Source organism: Ignavibacteriota bacterium (assembly GCA_016713565.1).
In the GTDB taxonomy this organism is placed as follows: domain Bacteria; phylum Bacteroidota; class Ignavibacteria; order Ignavibacteriales; family Melioribacteraceae.
In genome coordinates this window covers 447,112-470,617 of the sequence record JADJOX010000001.1, presented here as the reverse complement: position 1 = coordinate 470,617, position 23,506 = coordinate 447,112, and the positions used below count along the sequence as shown (strand labels likewise).

Sequence of the window (23,506 nt, the reverse complement as noted above, 5' to 3'; positions counted from 1 at the left end):
CAAAAAGGTTCATTTATAAAAGTAAAATAGTAAGTAAGAGATGTTAAAATAGCAAACTTTTTTAAGAGTAAAATCGATATAGATATTAATGGAAAAATTTTAATAAAATATAAACTTAAATTCTTCTAACGAAAATTATTACAAATTAATTCTAAATCCTAAATTAGCAAACATGCCGTAGCGTGAAATTGACTGAGGATAATAAGTCCTTTCGTTTAGACTTGTCTCATCTGTTCCGGTCAAATTAATTAAATCAAGATATAATTGTGAATTGAGCCACGGAAGAGATTGCCTTATTGAAATATCCCATCTAACCGATTTATCCGAAACAATTCTGTTCTGCAGCCAAAAATCCGCTTTCTGAAATATATTGTTTATATAAACAACGGATACTCTTCCTGAAAATCCTTTGTATTCAATACCCAGGGAAGAATTTAGAATATCGTTGGGTTGGTTTAAAAGTCTTGACTTATAAAATTCGTTAAGCACTATTCTTTCGTATGAACCGTCTTCTTTATAATCAAAATACAATTCACCTTTTGGGTAAGAAGCTTGTGAAAAAATGTGCGCGTAGTTTATAGTAAATTCCAACCAAGAAAACGGCTGCGGAAGATACCAAAAATGTGTTTGCCATTCTGTTTCAATTCCCAATACATCAATTGGAAACGGATTATTTATATAAGTATCGAAAGAATATAATTGACTGCTATTCTGCGGCAGATCGGGATACGCGCTTAAATTGGTTTCAAATGTGTGATTTGAAAAAACGAGATTCTCAATTTTCTTTTTAAATCCATTGATTGAAAAAAGTCCAATCTCATTATTGAAAAATGAAAATACAAGATCATAGTTTTCTGATGTAGCCGGTTTAAGTGCATAATTATTATATCTTATTGAAGTTTGATCAATTGTATAACTTGGAACAATAGCGGAGTACGGCGGATAATTTAATGTATTTGTATACGCGAAATGTAATTGAAACCAAGACACCGGCTTATATATCAAATGCAGCATCGGAAGCCAATAACCATTGGATACAGTTCTTTCGGCAATTTTATAATCGTAATTTTCCGGAAGAGTTATTATAATTCTATAACCTAAATAAGTAGTAGTTAAGTTTTGATATCGTACACCTGGAACAATCGTTAACAAATCGCCGTAATTAATTTTTGCCATTAAGTATCCGGCACTTCTATTTTCTGTTCCATTATAATCTTGAATTGTCGATTGAAATTTATCGTTAGGCGTTATTGCCGGAGTCCAATAATTATCATAAATCAAATTTAATAGTTTTACGTCTATTGGAAAATTAATTGAATATTCTCCATTGAAATAATCACCAAACGAATAATCTTTATCGATAAAGTTTTTAATTACCGAACTATAGTTGACTTGCTGAGTTCCCCAATAATTGTTTAATATTTGTGAAATTGAAACGGAAGGAGCGGATGAAGGTCCGGACCATTGATTATAATCATATAATCTTTTACGGTATTGAAACGATCCGCCAAATTTTATATTTGCCATAAAATTTTCAGTTGTATAATTATTCGAAATCAGATCAGCAAGAATTGTATAAGTTCTATCTTTTACCAAATTCGAGGTATTAGAAATTCCACCATAACGAGCCGCGTTTTCGTTAGGTACAACTTTAGCTACCAAATCCTTTGGAGTCATTCTTGAAATGTTTCCGAAATTATATCTTTGACTGAATCCTATTGATAATTTTTGGGGAGAATCGCTTTCCGAATAAGCATGCGCGAGTTTCAAATCAATATTGAAATAAGGAATTTCATTTTTAATTCTAAAAATATTTACTATCGAACTTAATTTATCTTTAATATCAGTCGCCGAATAACTGACGCCGTTTGAGTTCATTGACTGTCCTCTATATTCTCTTTTTATATCGTATTGTGATAAAAGATTTTTAAATTCAATTTCTCCGAAAGTATGTTTATAGTCAATTACCGAAGTAATATCCGATCTTTCATATCTAGTTAAATAATCACCTAAACTTACACTTGTCAATTCAGGTTTACCCAAATCACCATGAAGTTTATCGTTAAGATAATAATTTGCGTATAAGGTATTTCCGCTTGGATTTCTGTTTTCAAATGACCCTTGAATAAAAACTCCTAAGTCTTGAGAAAAAAACCTCTGCTGATAAACACCCGAAATTCTGTAATTTTTATAATTATCTTTTATCGAATTGTAACCGCCTTGAGTTACGACTTCAAATGATGGCAAAGCGGAACTATCCAGTTTTGCTCTTTTCAAATCAAAATTTACAATTCCTCCGAATACCGCCGCATCCATATCCGGCGTGATTGATTTAATTACTTCAATTCCGCCGAGAATGCCGGATGATATCATACTTAAATTTGTGGCTCGGTCACCGACTAATGTTGAATTGGTATATTCTCCGTTCACCGCAATATTCGGTGGAAGCTGAATACCGTCAATTGTAATTTGATTATACTGAGGCGCTAAACCGCGTATAACAATTTCGGCGCCTTCACCTCCACTCCGAATCAACGATATTCCTGGAAGTCTGCTCGCAATATCAGCCGCGTTTCCATTCGGCAATTTTAATATACGTTCTGAAGACACAACATTTTTAATTTGTTCGGCATTTAATTGCTTTGCTATAGCTTCAATCTGACTGTTTGCTTGCGCGGTAACTGTTACCGTTTTGCTTTCAATACTTTCGATATTTAATTTTATGAGAATTTCAGTTGTGCGTCCGGACGATAATTTCACATCTATTTTTTTTTCTTCGTAGCCAACGTAACTAGCAATAATTTGATAGTTCCCGGAAGGAATGTTTTTAATTATAAATCTACCGTCTTTATCACTTGCCGTTCCGAAATTCGTCTTCGAAATTAGAATATTTGCTCCCGGAAGAATTTCTTTTGTAGTTGAATCTATTACTGTACCTTTTATGGTTGAGTATTGAGAATAAAGAATATTTGATGTGAGAAAAATGAAAATAATTGATATAAGAAATGTTTTGTTTTTGAGATAGAACATGAATACCCGTTGAAAATATTTTTACTATAAATAATTCGTCAAATTTATAATCTTTATTTTTAGCTTACAACAGGTAATCTTTCAAACAATTTATGCAATTAAAAACATCGACTATTGTAACCATTGATTTAAATATAACACCAAAAATGTTTAGAAAAATATCTAAACTTGTTCTTAAAAATAATAATTTTATTTAACAACAATGACTAAATTTGATTTGGATGATTTTAAATATTTTAATAAATAAAACATATACCGAATAATTATAAAAATGAATGGTAACTTAGACAATATTCCAAATGTCAAACTTTCAAATCTGCCTACTCCGCTGCAGAATGCAAAAAGATTAGCTGAAAGAATCGGGTTATCACAACTTCTTATAAAACGAGATGATCTTACGGGATTTGCAGGAGGCGGAAATAAAGCCAGAAAACTTGAATATGATTTTGCCGAAATTTTAAATGGAAATTTTGATGTGGTTTTAACTGCAGGCGGAATTCAATCTAATCATGCAAGAATGACAGCTGCAGCCGCGAGAAAATTCGGTTTAGATATAAAACTCGTTTTAGGCGGTCCCGACTTTATGAAAGTCAAAGGAAATATGCTCCTTGATGTTTTGTATAACGCGGATATTAGATATTTAGTGGATGACGACGCAAACTCAAGTTTAGAAAATGAAATGAAATTTTGGGCTGATGAACTTTCTGCAATTGGTAAAAAACCTTTTATTATTCCAATTGGTGGAAGCACCGGATTAGGCTCTTTGGGTTATGTGAAAGCAATGCAAGAATTATCAAATCAGTTGGATAATGATAATGTGCAAATAATATTAGGAATCGGTTCATGCGGAACTTATGCGGGAATAATCTTGGGCGCGCAATTATTTCTTCCGAATGCAAGAATAATAGGTATAAGCGTTTCAAGGACAAAAGAAGCAATTATAAAAAGAACGAAAGAACTAATTGATGAAAGTTCTGCAATTTTAAATTATAATACAGAAAGAAATATTATTATTGAGTGTTATGATAATTATCATACTGAATATGGCGTCATTACTGAAGAAAGTAAAAACGCGATTTTCAATTGCGCAAATTTAGAAGGAATTTTACTCGATCCGATTTATACCGGGAAAGTTATGTCAGCGTTATTTGATCTTGCGGAAAAAAATATAATTGATAAAAATATTCCGGTGGTTTTCATTCACACCGGCGGAATTCCAATTATTTTTTCATTCGAAGAAGAATTGAGTGAAACCTTAAACTGTAAAAAGATATATAAATAAAATGACTACCTCAAAAAATATCATACCCGCAATATTAATTATTATTCTAATTGGAAATGAGTTTTTAATTGCTCAGCCAAATACTTCAAATCAATTGAACAAAATCAAATCTCTTATTGATAAATTTAGCGATGAAGATCCTTGGGTTAACGGAGAAGCGATTGATGAATTGGTTAAAATCGGAGAGTCTTCTGTAAATCAGCTAATAGAATCACTAACAATGAATAATGAAAATGTGAGATGGTGCTCGGCAATTGCGCTGGAGAAAATATCACCGAAAGGAATTCAGTCAATTCCATATTTAATAAACGCTTTAAAAGATGACAATTCAAATGTACGTTGGTGTTCGGCGTTGGCGTTAGGCAAATTTAAAGAAATTGTTTCGTCATCCGTTCCGGAATTACAGAAACTTTTATATGACGAAGATAATAACGTAAGATGGGCTGCATTTTGTTCAATATCAAAAATAGATAAATCATTATTAAATGTTGTTCCAGATATTTCCGATAAAATAAAAATTGTGGAAAGTCTAACCCCTAAACTAATATCGGAATTAAACGTACCCGGGGTTTCAATATCAATTATTAATAATAATCAAATTTCTTATTCCAAAACATTTGGGATATCCGACGCTGGAACCAAAACGCCCGTTGAAGAAAATACAATGTTTGAAGCTTGTTCAATGAGTAAACCTGTATTCGCGATGTTAGCATTAAAATTAGTACAAAAAGGAATACTTGATCTAGATACACCGTTGTTTAATTATTATGCTGAAAATTTTGTTAGCGCAGATGACGATTATACCAAACAAATAACAGCGCGAATGATTTTAACGCACACAAGCGGAATGCCAAATTGGAGAATGGGCGATGAAGAGCGAAACGGACCTATTCCCGTTTATTTCAAACCGGGACTTAAATTTAATTATTCGGGAGAAGGAATTTATTATCTGCAAAGAGTTATTGAAAATATTACCAAACAGCCTTTAGAAATATTTGCTAATGATAACTTATTTGATAAGCTGAATTTGAAATCGACAAGTTTTGTTTGGCGTGATAATTTCGATGGACAAATTTCAACCGGACATAATTCACTAGGCAATTGCAATGAAAGAAAAAAATATTTACACGCAAATGCGGCGTTTACGCTTTATACAACTTCAAATGATTATGCGAAAATAATTTTAGAATTAATGAATTCTTACAAAAATAAGAATTCTATTATTTCAAATAATTTAATTACCGAAATGTTATCTCATCAAGTTCGGGTTGAATCCAGAGAAGTTACCGAAAGACCGGGAAGAAATTTAGGATTTCAGGCTTTTAGAGGATTAGGCTGGGCAATTGATTCAACAATAACGGGAGATGTTATTTACCATAGCGGCGCAAATCAAACCGGATTTAGGTGTTATTCGCAATTTAGTCCAAAAGATGGTTCGGGAATTGTAATTATGACAAACGGTGAAAATGGCAGTGAACTTTGGACTAAGCTAATTAAAAAGATTGGTGATATTTAATTAAAGAAAAATTTATAAATGAAGTGTTCGTAAAAAGAAATTAAATAATTTATGTTTTCCTCATTAAAAAAATTTATTCTGATTATTGTTTTAATTTTACTGCTGCCTTTAATCATCTATACTTATATTCAATTAAATAACATTTCTGAAGATGAAAAATTCCTCGAAAAGATTTACGCGGAACAACTGAACACTATTATTTTTAGCGTTAATCAATATACGGAAGATAGTTTTCAAAGCTGGATTAAAAACATAAATAATATAGTTTTGAATGACTCTCTATATTTTGAAGATAAAATGAGTGAGTTCTGCAAAGCAAATCCTTCCATATCATTAATAATAATTTCGGACAGCCTAAATTCGGCAAATATGGAATTTTATGCCTCAAATAAAATTAAAAAATCTCAAAATGCTGTAATTAAAATGCAGAAAATTTTAAATGATAACGCCGAGACATTAAATTCATTGAAAGATTTTAAAAATTTAGGCTATACAAAAGTGCAGCCATTAAAAAATACATTGGATAACACGCCTCTGCTTTCTTTTATAATTAGTAATAATAAAAATATATCCGCCACTTTAGTTCTAAATACCAAAAGGTTTATCAATGATATATTAATGAAAAAGATCAACAGTATTTCCACTAAAGATTTTATGATTTCAATTTTTCATGATAAATCTTTGGTTAGTTATACCGGCGGCACTAATGTTTCATTCGATAAATTAATTGAATACAAAGAATTATGGAATTTGCCAAATTACTATTTAGGTATTAGCACGCCCGGAAGCACAATTAAAGATCTTGTTGAAGAAAGAACTTTTACTAATTTAATAATCCTTATTTTTTTAAACGTTTTAATCCTTCTTGGTGTATTTTTTCTTTTTGTTACAATTAGAAAAGAAATAAAATTATCTCAACTTAAATCGGATTTTGTTTCAAACGTTTCGCATGAGATAAGAACTCCGCTTTCGCTAATTGGAATGTTTGCCGAAACATTGGAGTTAAACAGAGTTGATTCGGAAGAACAAAAAATTGAATATTATAAAATTATTAGAAAAGAAACCGAAAGATTAACAAGAATAGTAAATTCAATTTTAAATTTTTCTAAAATGGAATCAAATAATAAAAAATATAATTTTAAGAATGAGAATTTGAATTTAATTCTTGATGAAGTCTTGAATACTTATCAGCATGAGTTGAACGGTACAAAAAATAAATGCAAAGTAAATAAATTTGAAAACCTTCCGGAAATTTCAATAGATAAAGAATCCGTAATGGAAGCAATTTTCAATTTGATTGACAACGCTATTAAATATTGTGAAAATAATTGCGTTATTGAAATTTCGACCGGAATGAACAACGACGCAATCTACTTGGAAATAAGCGATAACGGAATCGGCATTTCTAAAGAAAATCAGAAAAAAATATTTGACAAATTTTTTAGAGTAACAACCGGAAATGTGCATAATACAAAAGGTAGCGGCTTGGGTTTAACTTTAGTTAAAAACATTATGGAAGCGCATAATGGAAATGTAATTGTTGAAAGTAAACTTGGCGCCGGAAGTAAGTTTAAATTAATTTTTCCCAAAATTAATGGTTAAGTAAACAAAATGAAAAAGATCTTAATAGTTGAAGACGAAGAAACAATGCAGTTAGGACTTGGCAACAATTTAAAATATGACGGTTATGAAGTTGATTTCGCATCAGACGGCGAAGAAGGTTTGAAAAAAATTAAGGATAACTTTTATAATTTAATTTTACTCGATGTAATGCTACCAAAATTATCTGGTTTCGATGTTTGCAAAAAGGCAAGAAGTTTGGGTATTAAAACTCCAATTATTATGCTCACCGCAAAAAGCGAGGAAATTGACAAAGTACTTGGATTGGAAATTGGCGCTGACGATTATATAACTAAACCTTTTAGTTTAAGAGAATTATTGGCTCGAGTAAAAGCGGTTCTTCGCAGAGGCGATTCCGAATCCGAGTCTTCAGAAAAAATTAAAATTGGTAGAATTGAAGTCAATTTTAATTCTTACAACGCTACTGAAAATGGTGAATCCTTAAATCTTTCATCCAAAGAATTTGATGTACTGCATTACTTGTGGAATAATAAAAATAAAACTGTTTCTAGGGATGATCTCCTTTCCAATGTTTGGGGAAATGATGTTTATACAACCTCGAGAACAATTGATAATTTTATTTTAAAACTACGGCAGAAAATTGAAGCGAATCCTAATGAGCCAAAAAAAATAATTACTATTCACGGAATAGGATATAAGCTTTTATCATAAACAAAAATTACTTGATCTTTTCTTTTTCTCCTCAAATTTTATTCATGACAACTTGTGACAAATTGTAACAATTATTTGACAACTCTCCTCGTGCAGTTCTCGTCTTAATTGGTGAACGTAAAATTATTTAGATCGCAAAGAAATAAAACTAATGACAACTTGTGACAATAATTTACGTACAAATGACAATGGAAAACAAAACAAATAATATTTTTTCAACACCAAATGGAGGGCTTTACAATGAGAAACTTAAACACAACAAAATTAACCGTAAAATTCATTTCGGTTTTCGCGCTTTTAATATTGGCAACTTTTCAAATGAATGCTCAAAACTATATTACTTCAAAAAATACATCCGATTATGTTACATTAGATCTAATAATGAAGAACATTGAAAAATCATTAGATTCGGAAAACCATGGTGTTGTAATGAGCACGGTTGAAAATATTGGTAAATACAAATTATCTAATTTTGAAGATAATTTAATTGAAATGCTTGGAGAAACTGAAGACACAAATGATAAAAAAATCATTGCGTTAAGTTTGGCACAGCTTGGTTCACTTAATTGCATTAATACAATTAAGAATTCGGTAATAGAAAATTCAGATACGGAATACACTGATTTTTGCGAAGAATTACTTAGCAGTTTGTATGCTTATGATAAATTAAGATCAAAATATTTTGAAGCATTTGTTGATAATATTATTGAGACTAAATAATTTTGTTAAGAAATTAAATACAATATAATGGTTTAACATCATGAACATTAGATTATACATAATTGGATTTGCCTTACTTATAATAATAAACAGCGGAATTGCCGCCGAGCAAAAATTCTCAAGAATTGAAAATTTGAACGGACTTTGGAAATTTAATCTCGGCGATAACAAAATGTGGGCAAATCCAAATTATAATGATTCAGATTGGGACCCGATAAAAGTTCCATCTAGATGGGAAGATGAAGGTTATAACGGTTATGATGGTTACGCTTGGTATAGAAAAGAATTCGACTTAAATGTTAAAAACGGCAAGAATAAACTTTATTTATCATTGGGCGTTATTGATGACGTTGCGGAAATTTTTCTTAATGGAAAACTAATAGCTACATCAGGATCATTTCCGCCGAATTTTAGAACTGCTTATAATCTAAAAATATGGATTCCATTACAAATTTCCGATTTAGCGCAGAATGGTAAAAATATAATTGCGATTAGAGTTTTTGATGAACAGTTAGACGGCGGAATTTATAACGGTGACATTGGAATTTTTACAAATGATTTGGCTTTAAATTTTATTGCTAATTTTGAAGGATATTGGAAATTTAGGACCGGCGATAATTCAAGCTGGTTAAAAAATAATTTTGACGATAGAGATTGGAAATCAATAATTGTCCCTTCAACTTGGGAGCAGCAAGGGTTTGACGGTTATGACGGTTTCGCATGGTACAGAATTACATTTAATATAAATTTAGAAAAGGATTTTGAGAGCAATGATTTAGTTTTAATGGTTGGTAAAATTGACGATATTGATGAAACTTTCCTAAATGAAAAAAAGGTTGGATCAACTGGAGATGTATTGGCAATGCCTTTGATAAAAAATTTTTCCAACGGCGATAATAGTGAATATAAACAACTTCGCGGTTATAAAATAAATAAAGCAGATTTACGCAGCGGTAAAAATGTTATTGCGGTTAGAGTATATGACGGGTTTCAATATGGCGGAATTTATGAAGGTCCGGTTGGAATTGTAACATTAAAGAATTATATAAGATATATTACAAAAAATACAGATTTAAAGAAAAAGAACTTTATTGAAAAGCTGTTTGAATAATTATTAATGAAAATTTTGAATTAGTTTTTTACAATTTTCTTTCTAAATTTCCTTTTTTTAATTTGGATCAATAAAACCGCCTAAATCTTATTAAAATTCCAAAAAATAAAAATATATTTATCTTGTATATATCATGTTTTAAAAGGATATTTCATCTCATTTAAATCACAAATGATTTAAAGTAACTTCCTTCTGAGAATTTTTCAGAATCCACTTAGTGATTTCTGAAATTATAACAAAACACACCAATAAAAGGGGAAAAAATATGATAAAAATATTTACTTTTTTACTTGTTTTCTCATTAAGTCTTTTTGCGCAACCTTATCCGGAACCAACTTCAGATTTTGGATGGTCAGGTGCACAAAGCACAGTTTCAGATATTGAAAATGCATTTAATACTGCTCGAGCTAATGAAAATACTATGGGACTTGCAGGTTCGGTAACATTACCGCAGGACCTTAATTTACCAGATCAAACAGTATGGGATGCTAAATCAAATAGTGAGAAAGCTTTATTTCTAATTAATGCTGAAAGGGTTGCGCGCGGACTTCTTCCCTTTGAGGCAGTAAGTAACAATATTGTCAATATTGCTCAAAACTATGCTGATTTTTTACGCACAAATAATCTTTTCGGTCATAGTTTAAACGGATCACCTTCAGATAGATTGAATTCTGATCCTTCAATCAGTGGATGTAGTGAATCAGGGTGGATCTTTGGACCTGAGAACTTATCTAATTTTGGATCAACAAGTCCAACACCGACTTCATTACCAATTGAACGAGCGGTATATGGCTGGATTTATGAAGACGCGAGTGATTCATGGGGACACAGAAACACATGTTTTGCTTTATTTAACAACAATTTTGGATCAGCTTCAAATGAAGGTTTTATTGGCGTTGGTTATTCTGAAGGTTCATATACATTTTTTGGTGATCCTTTTAATTTCGGTGCTGTTGTAGTTTTTAATTTCGTCGACCCATGTCCTTCATCTCCTCTGCCGGTTGAGCTTACTTCATTTACAATTAATCTTTCCGGTAATAATATAGAATTAAATTGGGAAACAGCTACAGAAGTTAATAATTATGGTTTCGAAATTGAAAAATTAAAATCAAACTTAATTAATAAAGATTCTGAATGGGAAAAGATAGGTTTTGTTGAAGGTCATGGAAATAGCAATTCTCCAAATTATTATTCTTTCAAAGATAAGATAATTGAAGCTTCAGGCAAATACTCATACAGATTAAAACAAATTGATATTGATGGAGCATTTGAATATTCGGGTATAGTTGAGACAAATTTAGGTTTACCGCAAAATTTTGAACTTAGACAAAATTACCCAAATCCATTTAACCCTGTTACTGCAATTACGTATTCTATTCCAAATGAAGGACATGTCGAACTTGGAATATATGATATTTTAGGCAATACAGTCGAAATTATTGAAAACGAAGTAAAACCAGCCGGTGTTTATACAATTTCATTTGACGCAAGTAATTTAGCGAGTGGAATTTATATTTACAAAATTAAAACCAATAATTTCATTTCTATTAAAAAAATGCTATTAATGAAGTAAGAAAGGATTTGTTAAATGAACTCAGAAACAGTTTTAGAAAATTATTCAAAAGAAGATTATGTTGCAGAAAATGAATTAAGTATAAATGAACTTGTCAAAAATGAAAAAGATATATATTTGAAAATAGGACTTGGGGTTGTTTATGTAACATTATTATTGCTTTCATTATTTTTAATATAATTTATAAAATTAAATATTATTTCTAATTTGCCCGCGAATTGCGGGCTTTTTTATTTAATCGTGAATAAAAATTTCCCCATAAATATTTTTATATTTCTAAAATTCGTATTTGTATATAATATTTATAAAAAGAATTCGTGTCACTTTTAAGTTAGATTATTATCTCTTATTTATTTAATTTTGTATTATATTTAAAATAAGTAATAACTTTAAGAAAAGGGAAATTATGTCTATTTCAAAAAGGTACTTAAAATCAAAAAAAATTTGCAAAGTAACTTTTAAAATTCCGGCAGAAATTGGCGTAAATTACAAAAGAGCAAATATTCTTGGTTCATTTAATAATTGGGATTACAATTCACATAGAATGAAAAAATTAGTAAAGGATGGTTCTTTTTCAATTGTTATTGATTTGGAAGTTGGAAAGGAATATGAGTTCAAATATTATTTGGACAATTCAACTTGGTTAAACGAAAAAGATGCAGACAGCCAAATTGCGACTCAGTTTGGTGATTCTTCCAATTCTATTGTTAAAGTATAAAATTTAATCTTTTTTATAAGGCAGTGTAAATTTAAATTCGCTGCCTTTTTCAATTTCACTTTCTACCCAAATAGTTCCGTTATGCTTTTCAATAAATTCTTTGCAAAGAATTAAACCAAGTCCTGTTCCCTTTTCTTTATCCGTTCCTTTGGTTGTAATATGACTGTCAATTCTAAATAATTTTTCAATAACATCTTCTTTAATTCCAACACCATCATCTTCAACAATAATAATTAAATTGTCGTCATTTTCTTCATCAACTTTTATTTTAATTACTCCACCTTGCGGCGTGAATTTTATGGCATTGGAAACCAAATTTCTAAGAACGGTTTCAATCATAAACTTATCCGCATTTACTGTGTAATTTTTTTCAACGGTATTTTGCAGTGAAATTTTCTTTCTTGCGGCATTCACTTGATAAAGCGCAATAACATCATTTATTAAATGCATCAATTCAAAATTTATTGGATTGAACTCAATTCTTCCGGTTTGAATTTTAGACCATTGCAGTAAATTTTCCAAAAGATTCTGCAAATTTTTGGATGATTTGAAAATACTGTTTGTAAATTCTTTTAAATCTTCTTTTGATAATGTTTCTAAGTCTTCGAGCATAACTTCGGCAAAACCGATAATTGATGTCAATGGACTTCTTAAATCATGCGAAATTATGGAAAAGAATTTATCTTTACTTACGTTCAGTTCTTTAAGTCTTGTTTCCGATTCCCAGAGCATTTCGTTTAATCTTGCCGCTTCTACGGCGTTTTCTTCTAATAATTCTTTGTTGAAATGAAGTTCTTCAACATATCGTTTAAGTGCGTCTTCTGCTTCAATTCTTTCGGTTATATCGTGAAATGCCGTTACGCAGCCATTTATTACTCCATTTCTTTTTATGGGAGATGAAACAAACGAAACGGGCAATAATTCATCTTTTGATGTTTTAAAATAATCATGAATAACTCTTATTGTACCTTCTCCATTAAAAACTTTTTCTATTGGATCTTCGCTTTCCAGTTTATTTGCGTGTTCATAAATTCTCTCAAAAACTTTTGTGTCTTTTAACTCATCACAGCTGTAACCCAACAGTTTATAAAATTCCGGATTAGCAAATTTTAGAATTTTATTTTTATCAATTAAGAATAAACCTTCAGCTACAACCGAAGTTATTTCATTGAACTGAGTTTCACTTTCTAATAATTTTTTTTCGGCTTCTTTTCTCTTTGTTATATCATTCCCAACGCCTAACAGTCCTACAAAATCTCCATTCTGTAAAAGTCTTGGAACCACTTGAACTAAAATCCACCTAAACTCACCTTCTTTATTTTTAATTCTTATTTCACTTTCAAATCTTTCATTGTACTTTACAAGTCTTTTGTACTTTTCATTAAATTTTGAAATATCATCCTTGTGAATAAAATTTTTCAAATTTTTATTAAAATTTTCTTCGCCAATAAAATCTTTAGTTTTGGGATTAAAGTATGTAACTGAAAATCTTTCATCAGTCATCCACAGCATTAAAGGCATTGTTTTAGCAATATTAAGAAAACGCGCTTCACTTTCCTTTAAAATTTCTTCGGCTTTTTTTCTTTCGGAAATATCGCTCAATGTTCCGGCAACTCTAAGCGGATTATTGTTCATGTCTCTAATCGCTACTTTACCTTTATCTAAAACCCATTTCCATTCATTGGTCTTTGTTAAAACTCGATATTCCTGATAAAATTGAGGTGTATTTCCTTCAAGGTGAGAATGCAATGCCTCCACAACAATTTCCATATCTTCGGGATGAATTCTGCTTTGCCAACTGAATAAATCTGATTTTATTCCGCCGTTTCGATAACCGAGAATTTCATAATAATGTTTGCTGTAAAATATTTCGTCTTTCTCTATGTTCCAATCCCAAAATCCATCATTTGAGCCTTCAAATACAATTTGCAGCCTTTCAACATTTTCAATAAGTAAATTTAGCGCTTGATCTCTTTCCTCTTCCACACTTCTATTTTCATCAAATATTTCTTCTCTTTCAATTTCAAATTCTTTAACGTTCTTTTTAATCAAATCTTCATATTGGAAACGAACGGTTTCATCGGAAATTATCAGTTGAATATATTCAACTTCATCTTCTCTAATTACCGGCAAAAACTGAATTTGAAAATGAAGTTTTTTTCCTGATAATTTATATTCAATAATTTCTGTAAATTTTTCATTGTTAAGGCATCTATCAATCCAATAATTCCATTCGGTGTAAAATTCGGAAAATCTTAAAATACCTCTATAAGTATTCAAATTTCTCTTTTCGTCCAGTTTTTCGCCAATGAATAGTTCAAATCTTTCTTTAAATGAATTATTGAAGTAAATCAGCTCGTAATTTTTTGTGAATGCAACTATACATTCGCGTAAATTATCAAGAATGTTTTTTTGGTCGAAAGCAATGGAAGGTTTGAATGTAATTTCGTTAGTCATTTACGCCAATGTAAATTATTTTTCATCATTATCGAAATTATTGAACGGATTTTTATAACTTATTTTCTGCAAAAACGTCTATAATTAGGAAAAAAATATTGAGAAGTTTATGGCAACTTTTATTTTATGGGTTATTCTAGCAATAATTTCTTTTCCGCTCGCAATTGCGGTTTTAATTCTTTATCCCTTTATTTGGCTTATTTTACTTCCTTTCAGATTGGTAGGATTCGCCGTTGGAACTGTTTTTGACATTTTAAAAGCAATTATTCTATTCCCATTTAAAGTATTTCATTAAATCAAAACTCACATAATAAGCTGTTTTATAAAAGATTAAAAGTTTTTAGGATTTTATATCTTTTTTAGTATCATTTTCTTAGCTTTATTCTGCCCTTTTAACAATAATTTGAAAATTAAGCAATGACAAAGAAAAACAAAAAGTTTGAAAATCAATTAATTTGGGAAAAAAGTCCATATTTGCTTCAACATTCACACAACCCGGTTAATTGGTTTGGCTGGAACGAAAGCGCGTTTAATAAAGCAGAAAATGAAAACAAACCGATTTTTTTATCAATAGGATATTCTACTTGTCATTGGTGTCACGTAATGGAGAGAGAATCTTTTGAAGATGAAGAAGTTGCAAATTTAATGAATGATGTTTTTGTTTCCATTAAAGTAGATAGAGAAGAAAGACCCGATATTGATAATTTGTACATGTCGGTTTGTCAAATGATAACAGGACACGGCGGCTGGCCTTTAACAATAATTATGACACCGGAAAAAAAACCTTTTTATGCCGGAACGTATTTACCAAAAAATTCATTTGGCAATAGAGTCGGAATGATTGACCTTGTAAAAAGAGTTGGTGAAATTTGGAAAAATCAAAAACAAGAGATTAATGATTCCGCCGATAAAATAACTTCATATATTAATTCCGAACATAATATTAATTTAACTGATTTTACAAATCCCCAAATTTTGGATACCGCATTTTTAGAATTTCAAAAAAAATTTGATAATGACTTTGGCGGTTTTGGAGATAGGCCGAAATTTGCATCACCGCATAATTTGCTTTTTTTATTGAGATATTTTAGAAAGACAAAAAATGACGACGCAAAATATATGGTTGAAAAGACTTTGATTGAAATGAGAAAAGGGGGAATTTTTGACCATTTAGGTTTTGGATTTCATCGCTATTCAACTGATAGAAAATGGTTTCTTCCTCATTTTGAAAAAATGATATATGATCAGGCGATGTTAATTATTGCCTACGCTGAAACATTTCAACTGACCAAAAACGATTTTTTCAAAAAAACCGCGGAAGAAATAATTACTTATATATTTCGTGATATGAAATCGCCGGAAGACGGATTTTATTCAGCTGAAGACGCCGACAGCGAAGGCGAAGAAGGAAAATTCTATACATGGACGAAAAATGAAATATTAAAAATTTTAGGTGATCAAAACGGAGAAAAATTTTCTCAAATTTTTAACGTGAAGGAAAATGGAAATTATTACGAAGAATCAACCGGTGAACTAATAAATAAAAATATATTGTTTACAAATGAAATTGCGGATAACAATAACATAGATAATTATAGAACAAAATTATTTTTATTTAGAGAAAGCAGAATACATCCATTTAAAGATGATAAAATTTTGACCGATTGGAACGGATTAACAATAGCGGCGCTGGCAATTGCCGGAAGAATTTTTGATAATAAAAAAATAATTGATACCGCTGAAAAATCCGTTCAGTTCATATTAAAAAATCTTATTTCAAAAGATGGGGATCTTCTTCATAGATATAGAGACGGCGACTCTTCTATTGACGCTAAGATTGATGATTACGCATTTTTTATTTGGGGATTATTGGAATTATATGAATCGACTAATAAGACATTTTATTTGGAAAAATCTATTGAACTAACGGGTAAATTAATTTCCGGTTTTTGGGATACTGAAAATAATTCGGGTTTCTTTTTTACAGATGAAAATTCAGAATTAATTGTAAGAACCAAAGAATTTTACGACGGAGCCGTTCCTTCGGGTAATTCCGTTATGTTCAGTAATTTAATAAAATTGTTTCACATTACGGGAAATCAAAAGTATAAAGAATTTGCCGAATTATTAAACAAGACTTATAAAAGTTCGGTAGAAAAAGTCCCGATCAGTTTTGGTTATTTTTTATCGGGGTTAATTTTTCAATTAAATAATACCAAGGAAATTTTATTAGTCGGCGAAAAAGAAAATCCGCTTACAAAACAAATGCTGAAAATAATAAATGAAGATTTTAATCCGAATAAGGTTGTAATTTGCTTGGATAAATCCGATCCATATTATGATAAATTACTTCAAACGGCAGAGTATTTGAAAAATTACAAAATGATAAACGAAAAAACCACGGCTTATATCTGTGAAAATTTTGAATGCAATTTGCCAGTTAATAACATTGACGATTTTATAAAATTATTTAATAAGTCTTAAAATATTTTTATCGGATTACAAAATTCCACATGTTTCTTTGCTAAATTATGTAAATCCCTTGTTACATTTATATCGATACATTTACCATTTTCGTCGAATTTCTCTTCAATATTTGCGATTGATACTACTCTTGGCAAAACAAAACTGCCGATATGCGAGCAAACACTTCTCAAATGTTCCAATGATTTTATTGCGCCAATCGATCCGCTGGCGATGCCGAATAAACTTATAGGTTTATCTTTCATTTCGGAAGGATAACTTGCGTTTTCGAACATTAATTTTAATTTTGCCGAAAACGAACCGTTGTATTCGGGAGTGCCTATAATATATGAATCGGCTGATTTTAAAAGTTTGCGAAGTTTGACTGAATCGTCCTTCTCTATTTTTTCACCGGGAAAAGGTAAACTGAAATCTTTCAAGTCAATTTTTACAATTGAAACATCTATATTTTTTTCTAAAACTTTTACTATGCAGTTTATACAAAATGAAATATAATTTCTATTTTGCGCACTGCCGTTAACCACAGCAATTTTCATTAAAAATCTTTCTGTTAAAATGTAAGACCTTTGTAAAATTAATAATTTGAAACAAAAATTAGTAATTAAAACAAAGTATTTTTTCTGAAGAATATTTTGCCGCCTATATTTTTTCCGTCAAAATAATTTTCTTTGTTCAACGAAGACTCAATAATATAATTTGTTGAATCTCTGTAGGCGGAAATAATTATTGGACTTGAATTTTCAACATCTATAGTAAGTTTTGATGTAAAATTAGGCAATGATGCTTTATCAATGTTTTTATAATTGGAGTTAGAAATTCTTTCAATCGCATTTAATACATTATCAGTTTTTACCGAATCCGTCTTGCTTCCATCTGCAAACCATACATTATTAATTTTTACCAATTCAAATGAGCTGTCAGGATTGACAGATTCAAATTTTAATTTATTCCATTTTTGTCTTTCAGATTTAATAACGGTTTCATCTTTATAACTATCGGCGTTTCTGTTAAAAAACATATCTAAAAAGCCGCTAACTTCATATATATCGTTATCACCGGCAAGTTTAACAAAAGTTGTCATTGTCCTTGGCTGCTGAAAAGCAAATTTACCGATCATCAAATCCAAGACTTTTTTACTGCCTTCATTAACTTCAATTCTTGTGGAAGCCGAATCAATTTGATATTCTTTCCATTTATCTTTACTTCGCGCGGCAACGCGTTCAGGTTTAATCATAATCAATTGATTAATCAAATTCTTTATTTTTGTTTCCGGTACGGTATATATTTTTCCCAATTCGGAAGTTACTTTCCATAAAGTTTTTTCTTTTATGAGTCGAACTTCTTTACCTTGAAGAGATTTAGGATAAATCGAAATACTAGTTACCTTGGATGTATCTATTGAAACTAATTCTTCTTTGAAAGTTCTTTCATTCTTTGTGGATTCGTTTGAGAAAATTAATATTACGGCAATTACTAAAATTGCCAAAACTATCCACAGCAGTTTGTTTGAGTTTTTATTAAACATAATCAGTTGATTTTATAATGTTTCTAATTTTTTTCTTATACTGAAATCTTACAAATCCAAACACAATAATAATTGCAATTGGAATTATAAAATTTGCGTATTTTATTAAAGTTTTAGTACCGTCTTCCAATTGTGCGTCTAACGGTCGCGCAGTAACGCCTTTGGTTCTAAGTTCAATCAAACCCGTATCATCAGAAAGCCAGTCAATTGAGTTTGTCATCAAATTAACATTATCCGGCTGTAATTGCTGTCCTTGCTGAGCATCTCCGTTAACCGCAAAATCTCCGTCGCTAAAAACTACCATTTTTGAATAAGTGTTATTAGCGATTTTTCCTTCCATTGCAACCGCAACCGGAATATTCGACATTCCAAAATCTTGACTTCCCCATTGTTTTTGAATATCAAAAAATAAAGGTAAAGTTTCCAAAGAAGATTTATCGGAGGAAGCAGCTAATTTCGAATATTTGATGCTCGTATCTTTCGGCGCAATTGTTAATGAACTTACAAATGGAAATATAACAGCTTCCAATCCCTTTGTGATTGGATGTTCTTCAAATTTAGAAATGATTGGCAAATATGGAAAACTAATTGGAATATTCATCCTAAACATTCCTTGATTCTGCTGAACCATAACACTGCTGCATTTTGCGTCAATTACAAAATTATCTTCAACGGAAACACCATATTTTTTTAACCATTTTGAAATTCCGGTTTTAACAAGTTCACCGGTCGCGTTTTGAAAATTTCCTTTAACTGTATTTATTGCCAAAAGCAGTCTTCCGCCCCTTGCCAAAAATTCATCTAAATAATTGTAATCTCTGTCAATAATTGAATCAGATGGAGCAATAACTACGAGAGTCTTAATATCACTAGGTATATTGGAAGTATCAGAAAGAGCAACTGTTTTTTCATCGTACATGACATTAAGCTGTTGTCTTAATTGTATTAATTGACTTAAATCCGGTTCGCCGTGTCCTTGTAAAAATCCGATAACCGGTTTATTGGTTACAGATAATTTCTTTATTGCGGTCGATAATGAATATTCCATTGCCGAGCCAGGCTGAATAAAAGGTATTGGTTCTTTGTTTTCGCCCATTTGAAGCAAAGCGCCTAAATATGCTTTTTGCTGTTTTACTTGATCTTTATCTCTAACGTTAATCATTATTGGAGAAATACCGGATTGCTGAGCTTTCATTTCAACTTCTTGATCTTTGTTTGGATTTATAAACTCATAAACAACATTTCCATTTGATCGGTTTGAATATTCAATCAGCATATCTTTAAAATCTTGGCGTACTTTTTCAATATCCGGAGGTAAATCTTCCGAAAAATATGCGGTAACAGTAACCGGTTCTTTAAGATTCTTTAAAATATCTTTTGTCGCATCGCTTAATGAGTATCTTTGATCTTCCGTTAAATCAATTCTAAAAAAATATCTTGACGAAAGAATATTTAACAAAATTAAGATAGCGATTACTAAAAAAAGAGTGGTTTGAATTTTTTTCTTTGTTAACATAATTTTTTCTTACTCAACTATATTTCTTTTTGAAAGGACTGAATCTGCCAATAATAATCCAATAGCAGTAATTGATAAAAAATAAACTAAATCTTTTGAATCAATAACACCTCTTGATATTGATTCGTAATGAGTTGATAAACTTAAATAATTAAAAATGTAAGCCGCTGTACCTGTAAAACTTGAAGATAAAACATCAAAAATAATTAGGAAGAAAACTCCGATAAAAAGTGCAACCAAAAATGCTACAATTTGATTGTTTGTTATACTGCTGGCAAATAATCCGATGCTTATGAATGCGGCACTCATTAGAATCATTCCGAAATAACCGCTCCAAACCGAACCGTGATCTACTTTCCCGAGCATAGAAATACTTATATAATATGGAATTGTTAAAAGCAACGCTACGCCTATTAACATCAAAACGGCTAAGAATTTTCCCGCGATAATCTGCCAGTCGGTAATTGGTTTTGTTAACAGTAATTCTAATGTTCCGGTCTTTCTTTCTTCCGCAAGCATTTTCATTGTTAAGGCAGGAATGAAAAAGAACAGCGTCCAATATGCGACAGAGAAAAAAGGCATAAGTGTTGCTTGACCTATAAAGAATATATCCGAACCGTAAAGCCATGTAAAAAATCCGCTTAGACCTAAAAACACAACTAAAATAATATAAGCTGTAAGCGAATCAAAAAATGATCTGAATTCTTTTTTTGCAATTACCCAAACTGGTTTCATTTTATTTCCCAAATTTTAACTTTTTTTACATTTTCTGCTGAATTAGTTTTTGCGTCATACTCCAATAAAAAATTCCGGTACAAATTCGGAATTACAAATTGAAATAATATTTCTAATTTGTTGTTAAATCTCTAAAAATATCTTCAAGTTTAGTTTCAATAGGCGTTAGTTCCGATAATATCCATTTGTTTTTAACACACATTTCAAAAATTTCTTTTTTAGAACTGACTTCTTTTTTACTGTTAACGTAAAAAGTAAAATCACTTTCGTTTAAAGGATCAACCATCGCAACTGTTGATAAATTCTGCATTTCCTTAATAACTGTATTTTTGTCGTTTGCTTCGCTAATTCCGACTTTTAATATTTCTTGTCCTTGAGCTTGTTTTCTTAAACTTTCCGAAGTACCGTCGGCTACTATTTTGCCGTCATTAATAATTAATATTCTATCACAAGTAGCTTCAACTTCCGGTAAAATATGCGTACTGAGAATTACTGTTTTTTCTCTCCCTATTTCTCTGATCAAATTTCTAATTTCAACTATTTGGTTGGGATCCAATCCTGTTGTTGGTTCATCAAGTATTAAGATTTCAGGATCGTGTATCAATGCCTGTGCAAGCCCGACTCTCTGCTTATATCCTTTTGAAAGTTCACCAATCTTTTTATGTTTCTCTACGTTTAATCCGCAAATTTTCACCATTTGCGCAATTCTGTCTTTAATTTTTTCTTTCGGAACATTTTGAAGTTCGGCAATGAATTCCAAATATTCCAAGACCGGCATATCATGGTAGAGCGGATTACTTTCGGGCAAATAGCCAATCATTTTTTTTACTTTTTCCGGTTCTTCCAAAACTGAAATTCCATTGACCTTTGCATCGCCTTCCGAAGGAGCCATGTAACCGGTAATTATTTTCATAGTTGTAGTTTTTCCGGCTCCGTTTGGACCAAGAAAACCTAATACTTCACCGGTTTTAACTTCAAATGAAATATTGTCAACAGCTCTTTGTGTTTGATATTTTTTGGTTAGATTCGATACAGTAACGCTCATAAATTCATATACCTATTTTTTTCGGTGAGAAAAATATAAATGATTAAATGTATTTTTTAAAAAACATGTAAATTGTACAAAAATAATTTTTTGCGGTTCCATGTTATTTTTCTAAAATTTTAATTCCTTCTTTACCAGCTACTATAACTTTTGTCGCAAGATTTAGAAATAGTCCGTGTTCAACTATTCCTGCTCTATTTTCCAACTTTTCAGCAAGTTCAAATGGATTTTGAATAATTCCAAAATCAGCATCTAAAATAAAGTTGCCTTCGTCCGTAATTACCGGACTGCCATTTTGATATAAACGCAATGTCGGCTTTCCATTAATTGAATCGATAAATTTCTTTTCAAGCGGAAACGCAAATTGTAAAACTTCAACTGGAACAGCCCAGTTCGTTCCCAATTTTTCAGACAGTTTAGTTTCATCAACTACAATTATTAACTTTTTACTTGCTTGCGCAATAACCTTTTCACGCAAATGTGCTGCGCCTCCGCCTTTAATCAAATTAAGATATTTATCAACTTCATCAGCGCCGTCAATTGTTACATCAATCTCTTGCTTTTCGTTAAATGTAATTATGGGAATATTTAATTCTTTAGCTAGTTTTTCGCTGGTCAAGGAGCTTGGAATAGCGGCAATGTCTTTTAATTTTCCATCTTTAAGCAGGCTTCCAATTTTCTGAAGTGCATAATAAAATGTACTTCCTGAACCTAAGCCAATTACCATTCCGGATTTAATTTCATCAACCGCTTTTTCAGCTGCTAGTTTTTTATATTCTTCAATCATTTTTAATCTTTCGGGTTTGTCGCAAAAACTGTTAATTCTGTTATAAATCCTCTGTCATTCATTTCTAACGCCGATAAAATGGAATGCGCGATATCTTCACCAAGCAATTTTGTTGGATTAAAATTTCTACCTGGTCTGCCTGAGTTAACAACAAAATCGGTTTGTACTTCAGAGGGATTTATCAATATAACTCGAATGTTAAAAGGCCTTAATTCAGCTCTCCAACATTCAGTCATTCCGCGCAGAGCAAATTTTGACGCGACATAAGAAGTTCCTCCGGCAAAACCTTTTGTAGCCGCCGTTGAAGCAATATTAATAATATCTCCGCCATTTTTGGTCTTAAATATTTTTGCAGCTTCTCTTGCAGCCAACGCGGCACCGATCACGTTTGTCTGTAAAACATTATTAAATTTTTCAAAATTAACATTTTCTAGGGTTTCAAAATAACCAAATCCCGCATTGTTGACCAATACATCCAAAGTTCCAAACTTATTTTTAATTTTTTCAAAAAGCTCAATAACTTCATTTTCCTTTGAAACATCGGAAACAAATCCGGTAAATCCATATTTTTCAATTGCCTCGTCAAGTTTGGATTTATTTCTTCCGGTAATTATAACATTTGCGCCTTTTTCTTTTAGCATAACCGCGGTTGATAGTCCAATACCCGAACTCCCTCCGGTTACTAATATAACTTTATTTTCTATATTCATGCTTC

The 23,506-nt window shown here is 30.9% G+C and carries 20 protein-coding genes; 11 read left to right on the top strand and 9 right to left on the bottom strand.

Annotation, left to right across the window (positions count from 1 at the left end):
* Positions 1–138: 138 nt before the first annotated feature.
* A complete protein-coding gene (locus IPK06_01935) occupies positions 139–3,030 on the bottom strand; it encodes a carboxypeptidase-like regulatory domain-containing protein (GenBank protein MBK7978777.1) in 2,892 nt (963 codons plus the stop codon).
* 271 nt (positions 3,031–3,301) lie between these two features.
* Here IPK06_01935 and IPK06_01930 point away from each other — a divergent pair, with 271 nt between their 5' ends.
* The 9 genes from IPK06_01930 (at position 3,302) to IPK06_01890 (ending at position 12,242) form a co-directional block, all read left to right on the top strand.
* Positions 3,302–4,312: a pyridoxal-phosphate dependent enzyme gene (locus IPK06_01930; protein ID MBK7978776.1), complete on the top strand. Its 1,011-nt coding sequence runs from the start codon at positions 3,302–3,304 to the stop codon at positions 4,310–4,312.
* A 1-nt stretch (position 4,313) separates the two neighbouring features.
* The gene (locus IPK06_01925) at positions 4,314–5,828 is read left to right on the top strand and encodes a serine hydrolase (GenBank protein MBK7978775.1); all 1,515 of its coding nucleotides are present in this window, start codon (positions 4,314–4,316) and stop codon (positions 5,826–5,828) included.
* Between the two features lie 51 nt (positions 5,829–5,879).
* Positions 5,880–7,430, top strand: coding sequence for a HAMP domain-containing histidine kinase (locus IPK06_01920; GenBank protein ID MBK7978774.1), 1,551 nt, complete (start codon positions 5,880–5,882; stop codon positions 7,428–7,430).
* Between the two features lie 9 nt (positions 7,431–7,439).
* Positions 7,440–8,120: a response regulator transcription factor gene (locus IPK06_01915; GenBank protein ID MBK7978773.1), complete on the top strand. Its 681-nt coding sequence runs from the start codon at positions 7,440–7,442 to the stop codon at positions 8,118–8,120.
* A gap of 240 nt (positions 8,121–8,360) precedes the next feature.
* The gene (locus tag IPK06_01910) at positions 8,361–8,840 is read left to right on the top strand and encodes a hypothetical protein (GenBank protein MBK7978772.1); all 480 of its coding nucleotides are present in this window, start codon (positions 8,361–8,363) and stop codon (positions 8,838–8,840) included.
* Between the two features lie 40 nt (positions 8,841–8,880).
* Positions 8,881–9,951 carry a beta galactosidase jelly roll domain-containing protein gene (locus tag IPK06_01905; protein MBK7978771.1) on the top strand — a complete coding sequence of 357 codons (1,071 nt, stop codon included), beginning with the start codon at positions 8,881–8,883 and terminating at the stop codon, positions 9,949–9,951.
* Positions 9,952–10,216: 265 nt separating this feature from the next.
* Positions 10,217–11,524 (top strand): T9SS type A sorting domain-containing protein, encoded by a 1,308-nt coding sequence (locus IPK06_01900; protein ID MBK7978770.1) that lies wholly within the window; start codon positions 10,217–10,219, stop codon positions 11,522–11,524.
* 15 nt (positions 11,525–11,539) lie between these two features.
* Positions 11,540–11,704, top strand: a complete 165-nt coding sequence (locus IPK06_01895) for a hypothetical protein (GenBank protein MBK7978769.1) — start codon at positions 11,540–11,542, stop codon at positions 11,702–11,704.
* Positions 11,705–11,930: 226 nt separating this feature from the next.
* Positions 11,931–12,242, top strand: a complete 312-nt coding sequence (locus IPK06_01890; protein MBK7978768.1) for an isoamylase early set domain-containing protein — start codon at positions 11,931–11,933, stop codon at positions 12,240–12,242.
* 3 nt (positions 12,243–12,245) lie between these two features.
* Here the strand turns inward: IPK06_01890 and IPK06_01885 are convergent, their stop codons facing one another.
* Entirely contained in the window at positions 12,246–14,699 is a 2,454-nt protein-coding gene (locus tag IPK06_01885; protein ID MBK7978767.1) for a PAS domain S-box protein, read from the bottom strand.
* 109 nt (positions 14,700–14,808) lie between these two features.
* Here IPK06_01885 and IPK06_01880 point away from each other — a divergent pair, with 109 nt between their 5' ends.
* Together IPK06_01880 and IPK06_01875 are read left to right on the top strand one after the other, a co-directional pair.
* The gene (locus IPK06_01880) at positions 14,809–14,994 is read left to right on the top strand and encodes a hypothetical protein (GenBank protein ID MBK7978766.1); all 186 of its coding nucleotides are present in this window, start codon (positions 14,809–14,811) and stop codon (positions 14,992–14,994) included.
* A 122-nt stretch (positions 14,995–15,116) separates the two neighbouring features.
* A complete protein-coding gene (locus IPK06_01875) occupies positions 15,117–17,183 on the top strand; it encodes a thioredoxin domain-containing protein (GenBank protein MBK7978765.1) in 2,067 nt (688 codons plus the stop codon).
* Here the strand turns inward: IPK06_01875 and IPK06_01870 are convergent.
* The 7 genes from IPK06_01870 to IPK06_01840 all read right to left on the bottom strand — a co-directional run bounded on the left by IPK06_01870 (position 17,180) and on the right by IPK06_01840 (position 23,501).
* A complete protein-coding gene (locus IPK06_01870; GenBank protein ID MBK7978764.1) occupies positions 17,180–17,719 on the bottom strand; it encodes an NAD(P)H-dependent oxidoreductase in 540 nt (179 codons plus the stop codon). The two genes, IPK06_01875 and IPK06_01870, sit on opposite strands and share 4 nt — an antisense overlap.
* A gap of 65 nt (positions 17,720–17,784) precedes the next feature.
* Entirely contained in the window at positions 17,785–18,708 is a 924-nt protein-coding gene (locus tag IPK06_01865; protein MBK7978763.1) for a DUF4340 domain-containing protein, read from the bottom strand.
* Positions 18,701–20,224, bottom strand: coding sequence for a Gldg family protein (locus IPK06_01860; GenBank protein MBK7978762.1), 1,524 nt, complete (start codon positions 20,222–20,224; stop codon positions 18,701–18,703). The genes IPK06_01865 and IPK06_01860 overlap by 8 nt, the downstream gene beginning before the upstream one ends.
* Before the next feature lie 9 nt (positions 20,225–20,233).
* Positions 20,234–20,959: an ABC transporter permease subunit gene (locus IPK06_01855; GenBank protein ID MBK7978761.1), complete on the bottom strand. Its 726-nt coding sequence runs from the start codon at positions 20,957–20,959 to the stop codon at positions 20,234–20,236.
* A 112-nt stretch (positions 20,960–21,071) separates the two neighbouring features.
* Positions 21,072–22,004, bottom strand: coding sequence for an ATP-binding cassette domain-containing protein (locus IPK06_01850; GenBank protein ID MBK7978760.1), 933 nt, complete (start codon positions 22,002–22,004; stop codon positions 21,072–21,074).
* Between the two features lie 103 nt (positions 22,005–22,107).
* Complete coding sequence (rpiA, locus tag IPK06_01845) at positions 22,108–22,791, bottom strand: ribose-5-phosphate isomerase RpiA (protein ID MBK7978759.1); 684 nt, start codon at positions 22,789–22,791, stop codon at positions 22,108–22,110.
* A gap of 2 nt (positions 22,792–22,793) precedes the next feature.
* The gene (locus tag IPK06_01840) at positions 22,794–23,501 is read right to left on the bottom strand and encodes an SDR family oxidoreductase (protein MBK7978758.1); all 708 of its coding nucleotides are present in this window, start codon (positions 23,499–23,501) and stop codon (positions 22,794–22,796) included.
* Positions 23,502–23,506 lie beyond the last annotated feature (5 nt).